Annotated in this window: 19 protein-coding genes; 10 read left to right on the top strand and 9 right to left on the bottom strand. The window is 61.5% G+C overall.

Features of this window, described 5'->3' with window-relative positions; genetic code table 11:
* The first annotated feature begins 231 nt into the window (after positions 1-231).
* Positions 232-1,848 carry a class I SAM-dependent methyltransferase gene (locus VWZ87_RS14855; RefSeq protein WP_416534488.1) on the top strand — a complete coding sequence of 539 codons (1,617 nt, stop codon included), beginning with the start codon at positions 232-234 and terminating at the stop codon, positions 1,846-1,848.
* Between the two features lie 98 nt (positions 1,849-1,946).
* On the opposite strand, the gene rpsO is transcribed toward VWZ87_RS14855, so the two are convergent.
* The 6 genes from rpsO to rbfA form a co-directional block, all read right to left on the bottom strand.
* Positions 1,947-2,216 (bottom strand): 30S ribosomal protein S15, encoded by a 270-nt coding sequence (rpsO, locus tag VWZ87_RS14860; protein ID WP_340546899.1) that lies wholly within the window; start codon positions 2,214-2,216, stop codon positions 1,947-1,949.
* Positions 2,217-2,429: 213 nt separating this feature from the next.
* A complete protein-coding gene (locus VWZ87_RS14865) occupies positions 2,430-3,470 on the bottom strand; it encodes a calcium-binding protein (RefSeq protein WP_416534489.1) in 1,041 nt (346 codons plus the stop codon).
* Between the two features lie 109 nt (positions 3,471-3,579).
* Positions 3,580-4,098 (bottom strand): DUF1643 domain-containing protein, encoded by a 519-nt coding sequence (locus VWZ87_RS14870; protein ID WP_416534490.1) that lies wholly within the window; start codon positions 4,096-4,098, stop codon positions 3,580-3,582.
* A gap of 44 nt (positions 4,099-4,142) precedes the next feature.
* Positions 4,143-5,048 (bottom strand): tRNA pseudouridine(55) synthase TruB, encoded by a 906-nt coding sequence (gene truB / locus VWZ87_RS14875; RefSeq protein WP_416534491.1) that lies wholly within the window; start codon positions 5,046-5,048, stop codon positions 4,143-4,145.
* A 129-nt stretch (positions 5,049-5,177) separates the two neighbouring features.
* Complete coding sequence (locus tag VWZ87_RS14880; protein ID WP_416534507.1) at positions 5,178-5,921, bottom strand: phosphodiester glycosidase family protein; 744 nt, start codon at positions 5,919-5,921, stop codon at positions 5,178-5,180.
* Between the two features lie 11 nt (positions 5,922-5,932).
* The gene (gene rbfA, locus VWZ87_RS14885) at positions 5,933-6,328 is read right to left on the bottom strand and encodes a 30S ribosome-binding factor RbfA (RefSeq protein ID WP_340546895.1); all 396 of its coding nucleotides are present in this window, start codon (positions 6,326-6,328) and stop codon (positions 5,933-5,935) included.
* A 113-nt stretch (positions 6,329-6,441) separates the two neighbouring features.
* On the opposite strand from rbfA, the gene dapB reads away from it, so the two are divergent.
* Complete coding sequence (gene dapB, locus VWZ87_RS14890) at positions 6,442-7,263, top strand: 4-hydroxy-tetrahydrodipicolinate reductase (RefSeq protein WP_340546894.1); 822 nt, start codon at positions 6,442-6,444, stop codon at positions 7,261-7,263.
* 60 nt (positions 7,264-7,323) lie between these two features.
* Here dapB and VWZ87_RS14895 read toward each other — a convergent pair whose 3' ends face one another.
* A complete protein-coding gene (locus VWZ87_RS14895) occupies positions 7,324-7,530 on the bottom strand; it encodes a DUF1674 domain-containing protein (protein ID WP_340546893.1) in 207 nt (68 codons plus the stop codon).
* Positions 7,531-7,621: 91 nt separating this feature from the next.
* Here VWZ87_RS14895 and VWZ87_RS14900 point away from each other — a divergent pair, with 91 nt between their 5' ends.
* The 7 genes from VWZ87_RS14900 to VWZ87_RS14930 all read left to right on the top strand — a co-directional run bounded on the left by VWZ87_RS14900 (position 7,622) and on the right by VWZ87_RS14930 (position 16,522).
* Positions 7,622-8,884 (top strand): RsmB/NOP family class I SAM-dependent RNA methyltransferase, encoded by a 1,263-nt coding sequence (locus tag VWZ87_RS14900; RefSeq protein ID WP_340546892.1) that lies wholly within the window; start codon positions 7,622-7,624, stop codon positions 8,882-8,884.
* A gap of 126 nt (positions 8,885-9,010) precedes the next feature.
* Positions 9,011-10,753 (top strand): heparinase II/III family protein, encoded by a 1,743-nt coding sequence (locus tag VWZ87_RS14905; RefSeq protein WP_340546891.1) that lies wholly within the window; start codon positions 9,011-9,013, stop codon positions 10,751-10,753.
* A gap of 22 nt (positions 10,754-10,775) precedes the next feature.
* Positions 10,776-12,365, top strand: coding sequence for a bifunctional phosphoribosylaminoimidazolecarboxamide formyltransferase/IMP cyclohydrolase (purH, locus tag VWZ87_RS14910; protein WP_340546890.1), 1,590 nt, complete (start codon positions 10,776-10,778; stop codon positions 12,363-12,365).
* A 71-nt stretch (positions 12,366-12,436) separates the two neighbouring features.
* Entirely contained in the window at positions 12,437-12,919 is a 483-nt protein-coding gene (gene lspA / locus VWZ87_RS14915) for a signal peptidase II (RefSeq protein ID WP_340546889.1), read from the top strand.
* A 53-nt stretch (positions 12,920-12,972) separates the two neighbouring features.
* Positions 12,973-13,488: a DUF3035 domain-containing protein gene (locus VWZ87_RS14920; RefSeq protein WP_340546888.1), complete on the top strand. Its 516-nt coding sequence runs from the start codon at positions 12,973-12,975 to the stop codon at positions 13,486-13,488.
* Between the two features lie 293 nt (positions 13,489-13,781).
* Positions 13,782-15,206: a M16 family metallopeptidase gene (locus tag VWZ87_RS14925; RefSeq protein ID WP_416534492.1), complete on the top strand. Its 1,425-nt coding sequence runs from the start codon at positions 13,782-13,784 to the stop codon at positions 15,204-15,206.
* Complete coding sequence (locus tag VWZ87_RS14930) at positions 15,203-16,522, top strand: M16 family metallopeptidase (protein ID WP_416534493.1); 1,320 nt, start codon at positions 15,203-15,205, stop codon at positions 16,520-16,522. Before VWZ87_RS14925 ends, VWZ87_RS14930 begins: the two co-directional genes overlap by 4 nt.
* 106 nt (positions 16,523-16,628) lie before the next feature.
* Here VWZ87_RS14930 and VWZ87_RS14935 read toward each other — a convergent pair whose 3' ends face one another.
* Both VWZ87_RS14935 and deoC read right to left on the bottom strand, forming a co-directional pair.
* Positions 16,629-18,965, bottom strand: a complete 2,337-nt coding sequence (locus VWZ87_RS14935; RefSeq protein WP_416534494.1) for an aldehyde dehydrogenase family protein — start codon at positions 18,963-18,965, stop codon at positions 16,629-16,631.
* Positions 18,966-19,051: 86 nt separating this feature from the next.
* On the bottom strand, positions 19,052-20,041 hold the full coding sequence (gene deoC / locus VWZ87_RS14940; protein ID WP_340546884.1) for a deoxyribose-phosphate aldolase: 990 nt from the start codon (positions 20,039-20,041) through the stop codon (positions 19,052-19,054).
* Between the two features lie 281 nt (positions 20,042-20,322).
* Between deoC and VWZ87_RS14945 the strand changes: the two genes are divergently transcribed.
* Entirely contained in the window at positions 20,323-21,276 is a 954-nt protein-coding gene (locus VWZ87_RS14945; RefSeq protein WP_416534508.1) for a metal ABC transporter solute-binding protein, Zn/Mn family, read from the top strand.
* Positions 21,277-21,284 lie beyond the last annotated feature (8 nt).

The raw sequence follows: 21,284 nt of genomic DNA on the forward strand, positions 1-21,284 counted from the left end.
CTCAGATAGGCCGCCCTTACAGGATTTTTCCACAGATTGAAAGAGCAAGCGCCAGGAGCCGTCGCAGCCTGTGCCCCGTTTGTCGGCATCGTTCGTGTCGATCCTCCGCTATCTGGGCGTGGTTGGTGAATTGCGGCCTGCGTTAACCGGATCCTCAGCGTTTTTATGGAAAATTTGCGCAATCCAGAAGGGTAAGACGACGTCGACCCCAACACTTAGAACAGGTGCTGAATGAACGATTGGACTTCCGGCTATGTCGCCGAACTCGACTATACGCACGACTTTTTTCACGAGATGACGCCCTCCCGCCTTGCCTTCAGCGCCGTGTCTCGGGGACATCGGCATGGGCTGGACAGCGATGAACTGACCTATTGTGAGCTGGGCTGTGGTCAGGGCTTCACAGCCAATCTTCTGGCCGCAGCCAATCCGCATGTCGATGTCCACGCGATGGACTTCAATCCGGCCCATATCGCCGGTGCCAATCGCCTGGCCGCAGAAGCAGGACTGGCAAACGTCCACTTCTACGAAAGATCCTTTGAGGATTTTGAAGAAGAGGCGGAGCTGCCAAATACCTTTGACGTCATTGCGCTTCACGGTGTCTACAGCTGGATTTCGCAAGAGAACCAACAACGGATCACCGGATTCATCTCCCGTCGTCTGAAACCCGGTGGGTTGGTCTATATCAGTTACAACACGCAGCCGGGCTGGGCGCCATCTATGCCGCTGCGCAGGATTCTGACCGATCGCGCCGCGCAGGGCAGCGGTCCGTTGGAGCAACGTATAGAAGACGCATTGAATTTTGCCGAGCGGTTGAAACAGGTCGGAGCCGAATTTTTTGTCTCAAACCCCGGCCAGTTGAGACGGCTGAGTGAAATGAAAACCATGTCGCGAAACTATCTGGCGCATGAGTTTTTCAACAAGGACTGGACGCCATTCCACTTTGCCGATGTGGCGGAGGATCTGGCGCAGGCCAAACTTGAGTTTCTCGGTGCTGCGAACCCGTTGGATCATGTCGATGACATCTGCTTGAGCAGTCCGCAACTTGCGCTGCTGGCGGAGGAAAGCAATGCAAACAGGCGCGAGGGGCTGCGTGATGTTCTGCTGAATGAACAGTTCCGGGCCGATATCTTTTCGCGTGGGCATGTGCCGCATACGGAACGCGGCAGCGTTGGCGCATGGTTTCAGACTGGCTTTGCCCTTGCACGTCACTATGGATCCGGCCCGTTGAAGATCAGCTGGCGCAATGGGGATGTTGCGCTTGAGGCCGGTCAGTATGAACCTGTCCTGAGAGCTTTGGCCGAGGGGCATAAAACAGTTCGGGTCCTGCTGGAGCAGGGCGTGTTTGCCGATATGACCTGGGGCGAGATCACGCGGCTGCTGACGATCCTGACGGGGGCGGGTCATATCGTTCCCTGTCTGCCTTCAGAAGGCTATGCGGATCGCGCGGCGCAGTGCCAAGCATTTAACCTTGCAGTGTGCAAAAATGCTGAAGACAGCGAAAGACTGGGCTTCCTGGCCTCTCCTGTCACCGGTGGGGGGGTCGCGGTGGATCGCATGGAACAGCTGTTCCTCCTGGGCCAAAGCGAAGGGCAAACGGCGCCCAATGACTGGGCCGAATTTGCGTGGCAGATCCTTGGGCCGCAGGGGCAGCGGTTGGAGCAGGACGGGCGCGTTCTGACCCAGCCTGAGGAAAACCTGGCGGTCTTGCGCGCCCGGGCTCATGCCTTTGCCGCGCGCCGACTGGGCATTCTTACCGGGCTTGGCGTGAGCTTGATTGCCGCCGATCCGTTACTGTCTGACGCCGTTGCGCCAAAGGCTGCGCTATCAGGACGCAGCACGGCGGCCTAGTGACCGGGCAATTGCATAATCGGCCTGTGTCTCAAACACGAAAAACGCCCGCTTCCGATAGGAGCGGGCGTTGAATTTCAACCGTCTGGTCGTCGCTATTAGCGACGGATGCCCAGGCGTTTGATGAGGTCCTGATAGCGGGCCACGTCTTTGCCTTTGGTGTAGTCCAGCAGCTTACGGCGCTGAGCAACCATCTTCAGAAGGCCACGACGACCGTGGTTGTCCTTCTTGTGGGTTTTGAAGTGCTCGGTCAGGGTGTTGATGCGCGAGGTCAGGATTGCAACCTGGACTTCCGGGGAACCGGTATCGCCTTCTTTGGTTGCGAATTCTTTCATCAGGCGGGCTTTTTCTTCAGCAGTGATCGACATCGGGGTCTCCTTTGAAGGTTTGTGTGAATGGCGCAGGCCGGGATGTCGTCCAGCACAGGCCCATGGAGGCGTCTCAGGCTCGGCCGCCTTCCGCAGAAAGCGGCATAACCATTGAACAGGTCGCGCCTATACGCAGATTCTCGGGAAATAGCAAAAGGTTTCGGTCGGGTGTGGGCCGGGGATGGGCGTCGGGGCTAAATGAATGGCACCTGATCAGCCGAGTGTCAGCCCGCTGCTGGCGCTGTTGGTGGCCAATACGCCAAACCGGAGCGCGGCATCCTGATCGACGACCAGAATGTCCGATGCCGACAATTGTTCTGGCCCGGTGACGCGCAGCGCCTCGATCCCGTCAATGGTCACGATATGCTCACCCGGTGCATCCGGGTTGCTGGTGACTTCCACGGTGGGCGCCTCCGGGCCGAATTGATCCCAGATCACAACCAGTTGATCCTCATCGACGTTGAAATCCGACATGTCGATGGCGGCAGTGGGATCAGCCTCGTTACCGTCGCCGACTGCGCTCGCGTGGAACTCACCTGCTGCAAAAATGAGGTGGTCGGCCCCATCCCCCGTCGAAACGATATCACCGGCGCCCGCCAAAATCGTGTCATCCCCGTCGCCACCGTTGAGATAATCCGTGGTCATGCCATCGTCGCTGCCGATCAGGCGATCATTGCCGGTGCCACCAAACAGCGTATCCTTGCCCAGGCCACCAGTCAGGTGATCGTCGCCATCGTTGCCATGTAGCGCGTCTCGCCCGTCCGCCCCGGTCAGCGTGTCATTGCCCTGGCCGCCATGGGCCACGTCATCGCCATCACCACCATCGAGCTGGTCATGACCGAAATGGCCAAACAGCGTGTCGTTGCCGCTGTCTCCGCTCAGACTGTCGTCCCCGCCCTCTCCGTGCAACAGATCGTCACCGTGATGCGCCTCAAGCGTGTCGTCACCCTCACCACCGTAAAGGCTGTCGTCGCCCTCACCGCCCTGGACGGTGTCATCTCCATCGCGGCCGTTCAGCTGATCGTTGCCGCCCAGCCCCTGCAGGTCGTCATCCTGATCGCTGCCGCCGAGCTGGTCGCTGTCCTCTGTGCCGGCCTTCACGAAATCATCAAGTGAAACCATATCGGTTGCTGTGTCATCGGTCACCCCGTCATTGTCTGCAGACCCTGTCTCAGAGGCGTCTGGATCATCGCCGCCCTCGTCAATCAACAAGATACCACCGACGGCGGCGACTCCCAAAATTGCAGCCAGCATCAACATTCCGGCGACCCCTCATGACAACACGCGGAACACCCGCATTATCAAAGTCGCACACGTATTGGTTGAACATCAAAGCAATTCAGAAGCGATGGTTAGCGAGGCCTTACCCGGTCAAGGGCAGCCAGCGTTCCGGCTGCTGGGTATAGCGGATGTAAAGCGGGTGCTTTGGGTGGCCGGCCTTGCTCAATCCCAGGTGAAACAGCGGTTTACCGGTTTCGGCGAGAGCACCAGCAACCCTGACCCCTTGCTGGCGAAACGCGCCATGGGTGCCCCAGGCGCAGATAACCTGATCCGCCCAGCCTGCGCCGTCCAGGATCATCGCCAGATTGTCAGGACCGACCGGGTCCGCCGCCCGTTTCATGTCACGCGGATCGGTGGCCCGAATGGCAAAGATATTGGTTGCGCGGAACCCGCCAAACCCAAGGGCTCGCGCGCGCCGCTCGCAGCGTTCGATAGTGGGGTCATTCTGCACTTCGGTCGCGGTTGACGGGTTGAGCATGACAAACATCACACGCGGTCCCGCCGGGTCCCAGACACGGCTGAGACTATAGCGGTAGTGCTCACAGTCGGAATAGACCGCGCTGGAGGGGGCATCGCCCTTGGTATGGCTGCGGTGGATCATGCTTTCCTGTGGTGGCGGGCGCCCGGGCCTGTGTCAACCGTGGTTCAGCGTACGAACACACGGCTGGGGTGTAGCTCGCCGGATTTGTAATGACCAACTGCGACCGCAAGCCCATCCAGCGAGGCCCAAGCCTCTTCCCCGTATTCCACATCAGAGGCAAGCACCATTCCGGGATTGCCATTGCGCAGTTTCGCCGCGCCTTCGGGAGTACAGGTCAGCTGCGGCAGATCCGCGAGACCTTCCTCCAGCGGGCGCAGAAACCCATCCAGATCCGGGGATTTGGCCATCTCATCCAGAGTTTCCAGGCTGATGCCATCCTCGGCATCAAACGGCCCGGACCAGATACGGCGCAGACATTTCACATGGCCATGGCATCCAAGTGCCGCGCCCAGATCCCGCGCGATCGACCGGACATAGCCGCCCTTGCCACAGGTCATCTCAAGCACGACATGGTCCGCATCCGGCCGGTCCACCAGGATCAGCTCCTCCACCCAGAGCGGGCGAGCTGCGAGCTCGATATCCTCGCCGTCGCGGGCGAGTTTGTAGGCGCGCTGGCCGTCCACCTTCACGGCTGAGAACTTCGGCGGCACCTGCATGATATCACCTAGGAATTGCGGCAGGGCCGCAATGATATCTTCGTCGCTCGGGCGGGTGTCGCTGCTGACGATTACCTCACCTTCGGCATCATCGGTATTGGTCGCCTGACCAAGCCGCACGGTAAAGGTATATGCCTTCAGTGCGTCGGTGATATAGGGCACGGTCTTGGTCGCTTCACCTAGGGCCACCGCCAGGACGCCGGTCGCCTCGGGATCGAGCGTGCCGGCATGGCCCGCCTTCTTGGCGTCAAAGGCCCAGCGGACCTTGTTCACAACCGCAGTGGACGTCAGCCCCGCAGGCTTGTCGACCACCAGCCAGCCGGAAATATCGCGCCCTTTGCGTTTGCGTCCCATGTCATACCCCAATGTCATCGTCGGTGAGAGAGGCGCGCGGGGTAGCCCAGCTGTCAGGGCCTGTCAATCGCGCGCAGCTCCGAAATCCACCCGCGTGGGGCCCGGTTTGCGTCGGCGCCCTGTACGGTCTCAGTTCGTGGTCGCGTCCGGCTGCGTCCTGTCGGCCACGACGCCAACCACCGGCCCCATCATGAAGCCGGCATCACTCCGGTTGATCTGGGGCGCGTGCAGCCGTGAAATATTGCCGTCGAAATACAGCGCGCTCGGCAGGCCCAGGTGGTCTCGGAACAGGCTGCCGAACTGGTGAAAGGTGACAGCGTTACGCGAAATCGCAAAAACCACCCGCTGCCCGTCGGCACTGGTCCCGACCCCATTGCGAATGAAATATGAGGTCGAGTCCGGTAGAAACCGCGGATGCAGCGCACCTTCAATCACCAGCATCGGGCCCGATTGCGTGGCATAGCGGCATTGCGGGCCGGTTTTGGCAAAGGTCAGCGTTTCGATCACATCCGTGCGGGTTTCGCCGATGCACAGCACGCCATTTGGCAGCAGACCAAAATTTCCGGGGCCGGGCGTGGTGACCAGCCGCATCTCTTCGGCATCGCCGTCCTGATACAATCCAACCGGCGAGCGATCGCGGTGGTACATGCCTGCATTGGTGGCAAAGGGCAGCGTCTGCCCCTTGGCCTCCAGCTCGCTTTCGATTGTAGAGAAATGCCCGTAGATCTCGCCTGCATCATTCTTCAGAAACAGGCGTAGTTCGTCTTTCGTCACATCGACGTCGCAGATCGTGTAGCGGTTGCCCTCATAGGCGATGTCGCGGCAGTCCACTGCCGCAGCAGGCGCTGCCAAAAAGGCCAGCGCCACACCCATCGCCCAGCGAATCACTCGCCCGTGTCGCGGCGCACCGCGTCCTGCGACAGCATCCTGCGGGTGTCATCCATCCGGTCAAAGGTGTCGTCCAGCTGAAACCGCAGTTCCGGCGTGAACTTCAGCGCCAGCTTCTTGCCGATGATCCGGCGCAGTTCACCCTTGTTGCGGGCCATTAGCTTGAGCGTTTCCTCCTGCCCCTTGCCGCCCAGTGGCAGCACATAGGCGGTCGCAATACGAAGATCGGGTGAGGTGCGGACCTCGCCGACGGTGATCGACAGCCGGTTCAGTTCGGGATCATGCAGGTCGCCGCGCGCAAAAATCTCGGACAGGGCGCGGCGAATCAATTCGCCGACGCGTAGCTGACGTTGTGAGGGCCCGGTGCCCTCGTGGAGTTTGTTCTTAGCCATATATCCGATTTATGCCGAAAGCAGGGCTTTGCCAAGCGCAGCACAAGCGGTTAGGACAAAACCTGCACGAAACAGATCATCCGCGATCCAGCGCACAGACGAGGACCCCTGACATGGCAGATAGCAGCACGGATACACCCGGCATCGTGATCACCGGTGCCTCTGGTCGGATGGGCCAGATGCTGATCCGCACCATCATGGAGCACCCCGGCGCGCGTCTCGTTGGCGCGGTTGAGCGTGAGGGGCATGACTGGATCGGCCAGGACGTGGGCCTTGCCATGGGCGGGGCCGAGATCGGCGTCACGGTGACGGATGATGCGCTCGCAGCTTTTGCCAGGGCGCAGGCGGTGATTGATTTCACCAGCCCCGAGGCGACGATTGCCTTTGCCGAACTGGCGGCGCAGGCCCGAGCGGTCCATGTCATTGGCACCACCGGTATGAGCGATGCGCAGATTGCGCAGCTGGAACCGGCCTCGCGTCACTCGGTGCAGATGCGCGCCGGCAATATGAGCCTCGGTGTAAACCTGCTGGTACAGCTCACCAAGAAAGTCGCAGCCGCGCTCGACGAGGATTTCGATATCGAAGTGATCGAAGCCCACCATCACCATAAGGTCGACGCGCCATCGGGTACGGCCCTTATGCTGGGGGAGGCCGCCGCCGAGGGGCGCGGTGTGACGCTGGCGGATGTGACCGACAGCGGGCGCGACGGCATCACCGGCGCGCGCAAGCGCGGTGACATCGGCTTCAGCGCCATTCGGGGCGGCGATATCGTTGGCGAACACGACGTGCTGTTTGCCGGTCAGGGAGAGCGCATTGTTCTGCGCCATCTGGCAACCGATCGCGCGATCTTCGCCCGCGGCGCCATCAAAGCTGCGCTTTGGGGGCAGGACAAGCAGCCGGGCCAATATGACATGCTCGACGTTCTGGGTCTCTGAGCTTCAGCGCCGTCAGGGCGGATAACCCTAGAAACAGGCCTGGCCTCGGTCTGTCAGGCGTCAGAAATCGATGGCGATGCCCTTCTTTTCCCAGTCGCCGTAGCGCGCGGGATCGGGGCCGTCCCGACCGCCAAGTTCAACCGGGCGCTTGGCGGCTTCGGCCTCAGCAGCTTTGCGCCGCTCCGCAGCCTCTGCCAGCGCGCGCTGCGCGGCGGGGGGCAGCGGCTGGGCTGCTACTTGGGTCTTGGATTTATTAGCGTCACTCATGCCGGCTTCCCTTGTTGTCGTTCTATGATATACGCCCGCGTCCGGCGTCGACAACCCATCGCGCCGCTGCCCCTATTGTCAGGAGACCCGCATGTCCAATGCAAGCCAAGCCCGCCGCCGTGCCATTCACCTGCTGGATCAGGTGCTGGGAGAGGGCAGGCTGTTGTCGGAATGCTACGCAGCGGGTGCGCTGGATAAACTGCCGGCAGAGGAACGCGCGCGCAGCCAGCGCCTGGCAACAGATACGTTGCGCAATCTCGAGCGTGCCGACCGCATCCTGCAGAAACACTTGAAAAAATCGACACCACTCACCGTGCACAACGCGCTGCGCATCGGCACGGTTGAGTTATGCCAGGGCGGCGCGGCGCATGGGGTGGTGAATGATATGGTGGGGATCATTTCTGGCCATCGTCGCCACGGAAAACTGAAGGGGCTGGTCAACGCGGTCTTGCGCAAGGTGGCAGAGCAGGGGTCGGCTGAATGGGCCAAGCTGCGGGTGCCACGCCTGCCGAAATGGCTGCGCAGCCCGCTGTCGCAGGCCTGGGGTGCTCCCGCGATGCTTGCGATCGAGGCTGCGCATCTGGCGGGCGCGCCGCTGGATCTGACCGCCAAACCGGGCGCCGACCTGTCTGCGCTGGACGCCACGAGGCTGCCGACAGGATCCTATCGCATCCACGGGTCCGTGCAGGTTTCTGGTCTGCCAGGGTTCGAGGCAGGCGACTGGTGGGTTCAGGATGCCGCCGCAGCGTTGCCGGTGCAGCTGCTGGCCGCCCAGCCCGGCGAATCGGTGCTTGATCTCTGCGCGGCGCCGGGTGGCAAGACCATGCAGATAGCCGCGGCTGGCGCCACGGTGACCGCCGTCGACCAATCCGCAGGCCGCATGGCACGGCTTTCGGAAAATCTCGCCCGGACCGGGCTGACCGCTACGGTGGTTGTCGGCGATGCCTTGGAGCAGACCGGTGCATATGATGCGGTACTGCTGGATGCACCTTGTTCGGCCACCGGTACGATCCGCCGCCATCCAGATCTGCCCCATGCCAAGGACGGCAGCAGCTTTGGTGCGCTGATTGAGTTGCAGGCACAGATGCTTGCCCATGCCTGGAGCCTCGTGAAACCCGGTGGACGGTTGATCTATTGCACCTGTTCGCTCCTGCCGGATGAGGGCGAATGCCAGGTAGAGGATGCCTTGGAAATGTTTCCCGACATGTCGGTTGGCACTCGACTGCAACAGCTGGACGGGATCGCCGCTGACTGGATCACCGAAGAAGGCGGCTTGCGCCTGCGCCCGGATTACTGGCCCGAGTTGGGCGGCATGGATGGGTTTTACATGGCGGAGCTGCGCAAGGCCGACTGAGACCGGCAACCCCTTGCCGATACTGCCCTGAGGTATCTGCCGCATTATCGGTGACTTGCCCGGTAACCGCCGCTATGCTCGGCGCAAAACGCCCCGGAAAATTTCTCTGGCGTGAGGCAAGAGAGCATGTCCCGATACGATAGAATGGCGCGGCGCGGCACCCGCCTTTTGAACCGCTATTATGCAAGGCGCGCCCGTCGGCAGCCCGGTGCCACGGCCTTTGTGTCGCAGCCTGAGCCGCGCACCATTGGCAGTTTTGCCCGTGGGCGTCAGCTGGTGGCGGGCAATCTTCTGTTTGCAGGCTATCTCGTCGAATCGCCCACGACCGGTCTTTGGGATGTTGTGGCACCTGACCTCGCCTTTGATGCGGAACGCCACGGGTTTGCCTGGCTGGATGATCTGGCCGCTGTCGGTGATTTTCGCGCCCGCGAAAAAGCGCAGCTCTGGGTCTGGGGCTGGATCGAGGCTCACGGCAATGGCACCGGACCGGGCTGGTCGCCGGATCTGACCGGCCGCCGCGTGATCCGCTGGATCAATCATGCACTGTTTCTGCTAGCTGCGCGTGATGCAAAACAATCCGAGGCATTCTTTGGCGCTCTGTCCCGCCAGACGTGGTTCCTGTCGCGGCGCTGGCAGGGGGCCTCACCCGGATTGCCACGTTTTGAAGCGTTGACCGGGCTGATCTATGCCGGTCTGGCACTCAAGGGGCACGAAGATCAGGTCGATCCGGCCCTGAAAGCCCTCGCCGAGGAATGCGCCAGCCAGATCGACGATCAGGGCGGGCTGCCGACCCGTAACCCGGAGGAACTGCTGGAAGTCTTCACCCTGCTCACCTGGGCTGCCGCGGCGCTGCAGGATGTCGGACGCGGGGTTCCACCAGCACAGGTCGCAGCAATTGAACGGATTGCACCGACCCTGCGTACTTTGCGCCACGCCGATGGCGGACTGGCGCGCTTTCACGGCGGCGGGCGCGGGCTTGAGGGACGGCTCGATCATGCGCTGGCAGCGAGCCATGTCACCAAGCGCCATGCCGACGGGCTTGCAATGGGCTATGCCCGGCTCTCCGGGCGGCGCACCTCTGTCATCATTGACGCCTCTGTGCCGCCCAAGGGGCGCGCCTCATGGAACGGTCATGCCTCCACGCTGGCATTCGAACTGACCTCAGGCCGCCGCCCGCTGATCGTGAACTGCGGCTCTGGCGAAACCTTTGGCGTAGAATGGCGCCGTGCCGGGCGCGCCACGCCGTCGCATTCGACGCTGTGCATCGAGGGCCACTCAAGCGCCCGTCTCTCCGCTCCGGAACGGGGGAGTGGACATGAGCTGATGACAGAAGTCCCGGATAACGTGCCGCTCGATGTATCGGATCTGGAAGATGGCTATCGATTCCAGGGTGGGCACAACGGATATGAGCGTCATTTCGGCCTGACCCACGCGCGCACATTGGAGCTCGCCATGGATGGCCGTGGCCTTGCGGGCGAGGACATGTTGCTGGCGCTGGACACGACGAACAAACGACGCTTTGACAAGGCGATGGATGCCCATTCCCTGAGCGGCATCGGCTTTGAGATCCGCCTGCATCTGCACCCCGACGTGGACGCAGCCCTTGACTTGGGGGGCGCAGCAGTATCCATGGCGCTCAAGAGCGGGGAGATCTGGGTGTTCCGTCATGATGGGACCTGCGAATTGAAGCTGGAGCCCAGCGTGTACCTGGAAAAGACCCGCTTGAAGCCGCGTGCGGCAAAACAGATCGTTCTCTCCGGGCGGGCAATGAATTATGCCACGCGCATCCGGTGGACGCTCAGTAAGGCGCAGGAGACTGCCGTTGCCGTGCGAGACCTGAACCGGGACGACCCCGCGTTAACCGACTGAGCCTGAAAAGGACCGCCCTGCCATGACCGACCTTCACCCCGTACGCCGTGCGCTGCTTTCCGTATCCGACAAGACCGGGTTGATCGACCTGGGTAAGGCCCTGGCGGCACGTGGCGTTGAGCTGCTCTCAACCGGCGGGACGGCCAAGGCGCTGCGCGAGGCAGGCCTGACCGTGAAAGACGTGTCCGAGATCACCGGTTTTCCTGAGATGATGGATGGTCGGGTGAAGACGCTGCACCCGATGGTGCATGGCGGTCTGCTGGCGCTGCGGGACAACGACACGCATGTGGCTGCGATGGAGGAACATGGCATCGGTGCCATCGACCTTCTGGTGGTGAACCTCTATCCATTTGAGGAAACCGTGGCCAAGGGCGGCGACTACGACAGCTGCATCGAGAACATCGACATCGGCGGTCCGGCAATGATCCGCGCCGCCTCCAAGAACCACCTGTTCGTGAATGTTGTGGTGGATGTCGAAGATTACGAGCCACTGCTGGCAGAGCTGGACAAAAACGACGGCAAGACCTCCTATGGCTTCCGTCAGTGGCTTGCACAGAACGCCTATGCTCGCACAGCCGCATATGATGCGGCGGTGTCGAACTGGATGGCAGGCGCGCTGAAGCTTGAGGCACCCCGCCGCCGCGCCGTTGCAGGGCAATTGGCCCAGACCCTGCGCTATGGTGAGAACCCTCATCAGCAGGCGGCGTTTTACCTGGATGGCTCCGCCCGCGCAGGTGTCGCCACCGCACAGCAGGTGCAGGGCAAGGAACTGTCCTACAACAACATCAATGACACCGATGCCGCCTTTGAGCTGGTCAGCGAGTTTGCCCCCGCTGATGGCCCCGCCGTGGCTATCATCAAACACGCCAACCCCTGTGGAGTGGCCCGTGGCGCAACACTGAAAGAGGCCTATCAGAAAGCCTTCGACTGTGACCGGACCTCGGCCTTTGGCGGTATTGTCGCGCTGAACCAGCCGCTGGACGGCGAAACCGCTCTAGAGATCGTCCAGATCTTCACCGAAGTCGTCATCGCCCCCGGTGCCTCGGAAGAGGCAAAGGCGATTTTCGCCGCCAAGAAAAACCTGCGTCTGCTGCTGACCGATGGTCTGCCCAACCCGCAGGATACAGGTCTGACCACCCGTCAGGTCTCCGGCGGTATGCTGGTGCAGGACAAGGACGTCGGCCACCGCGCCATGGACGACCTGAAGGTGGTCACTGAAAAGGCCCCGACTGAAGAACAGATGCAGGATCTGCTCTTTGCCTGGAAGGTAGCGAAACATGTGAAATCCAACGCCATCGTCTATGTCAAATCTGGCCAGACTGTTGGTGTTGGTGCAGGTCAGATGAGCCGTCTGGACAGTGCCACCATCGCAGGCGTCAAGGCGCAGCGCATGGCTGACGCGCTGGAATTGCCCGAAAGCCTCGCCAAAGGATCAGCGGTGGCGTCTGATGCGTTCTTCCCCTTTGCCGACGGCCTGCTGGAAGCGGCAGCGAATGGCGCGACCTGCGTTATCCAGCCCGGTGGTTCCATGCGAGATGACGAGGTGATCAAGGCCGCCAATGACGCCGGTCTGGCGATGGTCTTCACCGGCATGCGCCATTTCCGCCACTAGACACGGTTGACGCCGATCGGACCAGTTTGGTCCGGTCGGCCATCCGAAACCCCGTCAAGAGGAGCCGCGCTATGCGAGCCAAAGTGATGATCTGGGCAGCGGTATTGGCGTTGCTTGCGGATCAGATCAGTAAATATCTGGTGGTTCGGGTCATGGATGTCGCCAATCGCGGCGGCATTGACGTGCTGCCGCCGCTGCTGCGGTTCCGCTATGGTGAAAATACGGGCATCAACTTCGGCCTGTTCGGCGGTGGCACTGACACCACACGCTGGATCCTGATCGGGCTGTCTCTGGTGATCTGCCTGGTGCTAGTGATCTGGATCTCGCGCCTGCCTGCCAATGCCCGCGTCATGCAACTGTCCGCCGGGCTGGTCATCGGCGGCGCGCTGGGCAATGTCGTCGACCGGCTGCTCTATGGCTATGTGCTCGATTTCCTCAATATGTCCTGCTGCGGCATCGACAATCCCTTTGTCTTCAATGTGGCGGACATCTTTATCTTTGCGGGAGCGGCCGGCTTGATCCTATTTGACGGGCGGCAGAAAAACCCTGCGTGACCTCGCTGGGTAAATACGATAAAAGCGGCTCAAACAGGCAGGAGTAACGGGTCATGCGGATCCCTTTTGGTGTGATTGTTCTGATGGGCGCGCTGGCCGTATCTGCCTGCGGGCAAAAAGGGCTGCGTGATCTGCGCCCCTCCGGAACCGGCCCGGATGAATTTATGGTCCTGCCTGCCAAACCGCTGGAAGAACCGACCAGCTACAAGACGCTGCCGCAGCCGACGCCGGGCGCGGCCAACCTTACCGACCGCAACCCCAAGGGCGAAGCCGTCGCCGTGCTCGGCGGAAATGCCGCAGCGCTGGTTCCCAGTGATGGTGTCCCCGCCAGCGATGGCGCCTTGGTCACTGCCGCCAGCCGCTATGGCGTCGATCCCGACGTCCGTGCGGATCTCGCCGCGCGCGATGCAAAGAAGCGCAAGCGTGAAAACCGCACGGCACGGTTCAAGCTGTTCCCTGTTGACCGCTACCAGGACGCCTATAAACGCGAGGCGATTGCGCCGGATGTGGTCAGCGAACGATTCCGCCGTGCCGGATTCGAGACCCCGTCGGCCCCGCCGGCAGAGTAACGCCGAGTCGGCAGTTTTCGGGGTTATGTGGCGATCACAAAAACGCCATTTCCCTTGCACATGCCCCCCTAGAGCGTAGTTTGATGCCAGCGATGTTGGTCCGTTTTATGGATCAATGCCAATGATATGTCGTCGGATCGGACCTGCTGCTTTGCACGCCCCCACACGGACAGGGTGGCGTATAGCATTGCCCATCGCGGGCAGGTGGCCCTGTCTGACCGGCTGCATTTGTCTATTTTGACGCTACCGGTCTACCCATTGCCGCTGGCGTACCGCAAAAAAGGAGATCACCAATGATCCCCCCTATGAAACCCGTGATCCGCCGGATCATCAGGGCCAGCGCGCTTGTTGCAGCCCTCGTGGCCATGGATTTGGCGACTCTGAGATCCGGAAACTTTGTTCAGACGGCGCAGGCACAGGGCGCCGATGCGCCGAACGATGCAAGCGACATGGTCACAAGCTTTGTGCTGGACAATGGCATGCAGGTGGTCGTGATCGAAGATCATCGCGCGCCCGTTGTTCAGCATATGGTCTGGTACCGCGCCGGTTCCGCCGACGAACCTGTGGGCCAATCCGGCGTGGCGCATTTCCTCGAACACCTGCTGTTCAAGGCCACCGATACGATGGAGGCCGGAGAGCTGTCAGCCACGGTTGCGGCCAATGGCGGGCGGGACAATGCTTTCACCAGCTATGACTATACCGCCTATTTCCAGCGTGTCGCAGCGGATCGCCTGGGGCTGATGATGCAGATGGAAAGCGACCGCATGGTCAATATCCGCCTGACCGAACAGGATATCGAAACCGAACGCGAAGTCATTCTGGAGGAACGCAATCAGCGCACCGACAGCGAGCCGCGTGCGTTGTTTCGTGAGCAGTTGAATGCGGCGCAGTATCTCAACCATCGCTACGGGCAGCCGATCATTGGCTGGCGCCATGAGATGGAAGAGCTGGACATGGCAGATGCGCTGTCCTTTTACGGGACATACTACGCCCCCAATAATGCGATTCTGGTGGTCTCCGGTGATGTCGATCCCGCAGAGGTGCGTCGCCTTGCCGAGGAGAGCTATGGCAAGATCCCGGCCAACCCGGAGCTGCCCGAACGGCTCCGCAGCAAGGAGCCTCCGCAGACCGCTGCCCGCCGCATTATATTCAAAGATCCGCGCGTGGCGCAGCCCTTTGTCCAGCGCTCCTATCTGGCGCCTGAACGTGACAGTGGTGCGCAGGAACGCGCAGCGGCGCTATATCTTCTGGCCGAACTATTGGGCGGCGGCAGCACGTCGTATCTGACCAATGCGCTACAGTTCGACCAGCAGGTGGCAGTCTATACCGGGGTTTTCTATTCCGATGTCTCGCTGGACGACACCACCTTCGACTTTCTGATCGTGCCGGGCGCGGACATCAGCCTTGAGGATGCCGAGGCCGCGCTTGATGCGACCTTTGCCCGGTTCCTCGAAGAGGGCGTCGATGAGGCACAGCTGGAGCGGATCAAACTGCAACTGCGTGCCGCCGAAGTTTATGCCCGCGACAATGTCGACGGGATCGCAAATCGCTATGGTCGGGCGCTGGCCTCGGGACTAACGGTTGAGGATGTGCAGGCCTGGCCCCGCATCCTGCAATCCATCACGGCGGATGAAATCATCGCAGTTGCCCGCGAAGTGCTGCGACCGGAGGTCTCGGTGACCGGCTGGATGATGCGAGATGAAGAGGTAAGCCAATGAAGGCGATAAAGCTCATCACGGCGGCAATGGCCGTCTGTTTCCTCGCCCTGCCTGTCTGGGCAGAGGTGAAAATCAAGGAGGTCACCTCTCCCGGTGGCATCACCGCCTGGCTGGTCGAGGATCACAGCATCCCCTTTACCGCGCTGGAACTGCGGTTTCGCGGTGGCACATCGCTCGACAAACCGGGGAAGCGTGGCGCGACCTATCTGATGGCCGGCCTGTTGGAAGAGGGCGCCGGACCCTTGCCTGCCCAGGACTACGCCCGCGCGCTGGAAAGCCTGGCGGCGGGGTTCTCCTATGATGCAGACAAGGATACCGTGTCCATTTCGGCGCAATTCCTGAGCGAGAACCGCAATCAGGCGATTGATCTGCTGCGTCAGACCATCCACGAGCCGCGCTTTGATCAGGATGCACTGGACCGGGTGCGTGCGCAGGTCCTCGCCGGACTGCGTTCCGATGCGAAAGATCCCAATGACATTGCCGGGCGGGTGTTCTCGCAGATGGCTTTTGGCGATCATCCCTACGGCACCGAAGGAAACGGGACCATCGAGAGCGTGACCGCCCTCACCCGACAGGACATGTTTGATGCGCATGAAGCGGTCTTTGCCCGCGACCGGCTCTACGTCGGGGCGGTGGGGGATATCACCGAGGCGGAATTGGGAGCGCTTCTCGATACTTTGCTGGCGGATCTGCCAGCGGAAGGCGCGCCAATTCCAGGACCGGCAGATGTCACCATCGAAGGGGGCGTGACCGTTGTTGACTACGACACGCCACAATCGGTGGCGCTGTTCGGTCATATCGGCATCAAACGCGACGACTCGCGGTATTTTGCGGCCTATCTGCTGAACCAGATCCTCGGTGGGGGATCTTTTGACAGCCGCCTGATGTCGGAGGTGCGCGAGAAACGCGGCCTCACCTACGGTGTCTACAGCTACCTGGTTCCGCGTGATCTTGGTGCTGTCTACATGGGCTCCGTCGCCTCGGCCAATGGCAAGATCGCCGAGACGGTTGAGGTGATCCAGACCGAATGGGCGAAGCTGGCAGCCGAGGGTGTAACGGAGAAGGAACTGGCGGATGCAAAGACCTATCTGACCGGGGCCTACCCACTGCGCTTTGATGGCAATAGCCGGATCGCGTCCATTCTGGCGGGGATGCAGATGGATGACCTGCCCATTGATTACGTCGCCACCCGCAATGACAAGGTGAATGCAGTGACATTGGACGAGATCAACAAGGTGGCAGCGGAGATCCTGCTGCCGGATCAGCTGCATTTCATCGTGGTGGGTCGTCCTGAAGGTCTGCAATCCACCAACTGAGCTGGGCTGGCGGGATATCAAACGGAAAAAAGGGCGCTACCATTTCTGGTAGCGCCCTTTTTGCAGGATATGACGGGTGCAGCCCCTTTGGGCTGCACCCATCGGCTTATTCGCCGTAGGGAATCCAGATGTTCTTTACCTCGGTTGCGGCTTCGAGGAAGCGGCGGCTGTGGTCCGACGTCCAGTCCAGCGCCATGCCATTGTTGACCCATGTACGCTTGAGATTACCGGCGGAGGCAGCCTCGATCGCGGCGGAGAGGTCAGAGGAGGAGAAGCTCCAGACCGCATCTACATTGAGATGGGCGGCCAGCGGTTCGGCCAGTTCGGCGTGACGGCCGGTCAGGATATTGACGACGCCACCGGGCAGATCGGATGTGTCCAGCACCTGATAGAAGTCGGTCGCCGCCAGCGGGTAGGCCTCGGATGCGGCCAGGACCACGCGGTTGCCCATGGCAATGGCGGGTGCCAGCACCGAGATCAGGCCCAGCAAGGGGGCCTCATCCGCGCAGAGTGCGCCGATCACCCCAACAGGTTCCTTCATCGCCAGGGCCACACCGCGGATTGGCACACCATGGGCCTGCCCGTCGTATTTGTCGGCCCAGGCAGCGGCGGTGAACAGGCGCTGGATCGAGGTTTCGACCTCCTGCGCGCCTTGGGACTTGCCGGTCATCCGGTCGATCCGATCGGCAAATTCGCCAGCCCGCGCAGATAGGTTTTCGCCGATGTAGTAAAGGATCTGCGCGCGCAGATGGCCCGTCGTCTTGGCCCAGCCATTGGCTCCGGCTGCGGCCTCCACGGCGTTGCGCACGTCCTTGCGGTTGCCGAGGCCAACGTGGCCCAGCAGCGCGCCGGATTTGCCATGGATGGCTTTGGAATAGCCGCCATCCGGGCGCGCCTGCTTGCCACCGATATAGAGTTTTGCGGTGCGGTCCACGGCATCAACCGGTGCACCTTCACCGTCAAAACCCTTGATCTGGTCAAGAGCTTTGACCTTGCCCTTTGGCTTGGTGTAGGCGCCAAGCCCTTCCCAGCCGCCTTCACGGCCAAAGCCGCTTTCACGGGTGCCGCCAAATCCTGCGGCCGCATCAAAGAGATTGGTGGCATTGACCCAGACCACGCCGGCAACCAGTTTGGGGGCGATGTCCAGCGCGAGATTGACGTTTTCAGTCCAGAGCGTCGCCGCCAGACCGTAGCGGGTGTTATTCGCCAGTTCTACAGCCTCGGATGGGGTGCGGAAGGTGGTCGATACCAGAACCGGACCAAAGATCTCCTCCTGCATCAGCGTGTCGGAGGGCGCCAGACCTTCGATGAGGGTGGGCGGGTAGAAACACCCGCGCTCCGGCACATCTATCTGCGCCTGATACATGCGGCCGGCCGAATTGGCGGCAACCATCTCGCTGATGGTGGTCAGCTGCACCGGGTCGACAATGGCGCCGATGTCGATGCTCTTGTCCAGCGGATTGCCGATGCGCAGCTTGTCCATCCGTGCGCGTAGTTTCCTGTGGAAACGGTCGGCGACGCCTTCCTGAACCAGAAGTCGCGAGCCGGCGCAGCAGACCTGTCCCTGATTGAACCAGATTGCATCAACGAGACCTTCAATGGCGGAGTCGATATCGGCGTCGTCAAAGACGATGTAAGGAGATTTGCCGCCCAGCTCCAGCGTCAGCGCCTTGCCGCTGCCTGCGGTGGCTTCGCGAATGCGGCGGCCGACGGCGGTGGACCCGGTAAAGGCGATCTTGTCGACTTCGGCCCCGACGATCATCTCCCCCACGGCGCCATCGCCTGTCACGATGTTCACAACACCCTTGGGCAGGCCCGCCTGACGGCAGATATCGGCAAACAGCAGGGCGGTAAGCGAGGTGTATTCCGCAGGTTTCAGCACCACAGTATTGCCCATGGCCAGGGCCGGCGCGACCTTCCACGCCAGCATCAGCAGCGGAAAGTTCCAAGGGATGATCTGCCCACAGACACCCAGCGCCTCACGGTCGGGCAGTTCGCTTTCCATCAGCTGGGCCATGCCTGCGTGATAGTAGAAATGGCGCTGCGCCAGCGGCACATCAATGTCGCGGCTTTCGCGGATTGGCTTGCCGTTATCCAGCGTTTCCAGAACCGCAAACAGGCGCGCGTGTTTCTGCATCAGCCGCGCGATGGCATAGAGATAGCGTGCGCGGCCGGCGCCGCCGAGGGCCGCCCATTTGCCCTGTGCCTTGCGCGCCGCGGCAACAGCGCTGTCGACATCCGACTGGCTGGCCTGGGTCAATGTGGCCAGAACCTCGCCGGTTGCCGGGTTCTTGCTGTCGAACCCGTCGCCGGGTGCGGTGAAGTCGCCGTCGATGAAATGGCCGAACCGGGCGCCCTGATCCACCAGCCAGGCCAGCGCCTCAGCTGCACTTTCGGGGGCGGGGCCATAGGTCATGGTGTCGAAAATCTCTTTGATAGTCATGTGTCGAGCCTTGTGTCTGTCGCTGCTTGCCCGGATCCGGAAGCGGGCCGGAGGCCCTTCAGGCATCCGGGGGTGGCATCTGAAGGTTAGGCCAGCGCGTGGCGGTAGCCGGCGGAATAGGCGCCGGTGACATGGTGTTCGAGCTGCCGTTCGATATCGCCCAGCAGGCTGGACGCGCCAAAGCGGAACAGATCCGGCTGCAGCCAGCGGTCGCCCAGCTCGTCCTTGATTAGCGAAAGATATACCAGCGCATCCTTGGCCTTTGAGATCCCACCAGCGGGTTTGTAGCCAACGCGGTAGCCGGTGCGCTCGTGATAGTCGCGGATGGCGCGGATCATGACCAGGCTGACCGGCAGCGTGGCGTTGACGCTTTCCTTGCCGGTCGAGGTCTTGATGAAATCAGCACCCGCCATCATGCAGATCAGCGAGGCACGCGCAACGTTACGCAATGTGCCCAGCTCTCCGGTGGCGAGGATGGCCTTTACATGTGCGTCGCCACAGGCCTCGCGGAAGGCTTTCATCTCATCATAGAGAGCCTGCCAATTGCCGGACAGCACGTGACGACGGGAGATCACGATATCAATCTCCTTGGCCCCGGCCTTCACACTTTCTTCGATCTCGGCGAGGCGCAGGTGAAACGGCGACAGGCCGCCGGGGAAACCCGTAGACACGGCGGCCACCGGAATACCCGTGCCCTCCAGCGCGTCGACAGCGGTTTCGATCATGTCGTGGTAGACGCAGACCGCGCCGGTGGTGATCGGCTCCATGCCGAGCGCGGTCATCAGGTCGCTGCGCACAGGCTGGCGCGCCTTGGCACAAAGCCGTTGCACACGCCCCACGGTGTCATCACCGGAGAGTGTGGTCAGGTCAATCAGCGTGATCGCCTTCAGCAGCCAGGCCGCCTGATAGTCTTTCTTGACGCTGCGCCGACCTGGCAGCGTGGCACAGCGACGTTCGATGGCGGAGGTGTTTGCCTCAACCCCAAGCGCCCAGTCCAGATCCAGCTCCATGCCGGGGTTACGCGGTTCGCCCACCTGCGGCAGCTGCGCGGTGTGCTCTGCAATTTGGCTTTCCATGCCGGGAATCCTCATTCGAGTTCGGTGCGAAAATCGCACGACCACCCAAGCTTGGCAAGCAAGGGCAGGGTTGTCTGGGGTAAAATTTTGACTGTTTGGACAAAAATTATCTATTTTTGCGAACCGTTCTCATTTCTTTTTGCGAATAAGTCGCATTTTCATTGACAGGACATCGCTGAGCGCTCTTATTGATGTCAGATGACAATTAGAGGATCAGCTCCATGCGTTCGACGCTAAGCACATCAATGAAGATCGCCCACAAGCTGGTGCTGGCTGCTGTGATGGCCTTTGTCGGGCTCGTTGCCGCGACGTTCGGCAGCTCAGACGGCGCTGCTGCGCGGGCGGATGCCCCGCTGAAAGTGGTGGCAACAACCGGCATGATCGCCGATGCCGCCCGCCAGGTTGGCGGTGATGCAGTCGAGGTGCGCGCCCTGATGGGACCCGGGGTAGACCCGCACGCCTATCGGCAGACACGGTCCGATATCGTGGCGATGACCCGTGCAGATCTGGTGCTGTGGCACGGTCTCTATCTTGAGGCACAGATGGAAGAGTTCTTCCACGATCTGGCGCGCAAACGGACGGTGGTTGCCGTCGCCGACGGTCTGGACAAGGATAAGCTGCGCGGCCATGACGCCTATGCAGATAAATATGACCCCCATGTCTGGATGACCCCGGCCCTGTGGAAGGACATGGTCGCAGAGGTTCAGGCGGCGCTGAGTGATGCGCGTCCGGATCAGGCCGATCTTTTTGCCGCCAATGCAGCGGCGCATCTGGCAGAGCTGGATCAGCTCATCGCCTACGGCAACGACATCCTGGCCCAGGTGCCGGTCGAAAATCGGGTGCTGGTCACGGCGCATGATGCCTTTGGGTATTTTGGCCGTGACTTCGGGTTTGAGGTGCTGGGCATTCAAGGCATCTCCACCCAATCCGAAGCCGGCCTCAATCGCATTGGCGCGCTGGTCGATATGCTGGTGGCGCGTCAGATCTCTGCCGTCTTTGTCGAAAGCTCGGTTTCGGATCGTTCGATGCGTGCCCTGATCGAAGGGGCAGCGGCGCAAGGCCATGAGGTTCGCATCGGCGGAGAGCTGTTCTCCGACGCGATGGGCGCCGATGGCAGCTATGAGGGCACCTATGTCGGGATGCTGGATCATAATATGACCACCATCGCGGCTGCTCTTGGCGCCAAGGTGCCACCTAAGGGCATGTCCGGCCGCCTGTCCGGTGCCGGATTTTGAAGGGAACC

The organism is Phaeobacter sp. JH20_37, from assembly GCF_048056015.1.
Lineage (GTDB): Bacteria > Pseudomonadota > Alphaproteobacteria > Rhodobacterales > Rhodobacteraceae > Phaeobacter > Phaeobacter bryozoorum.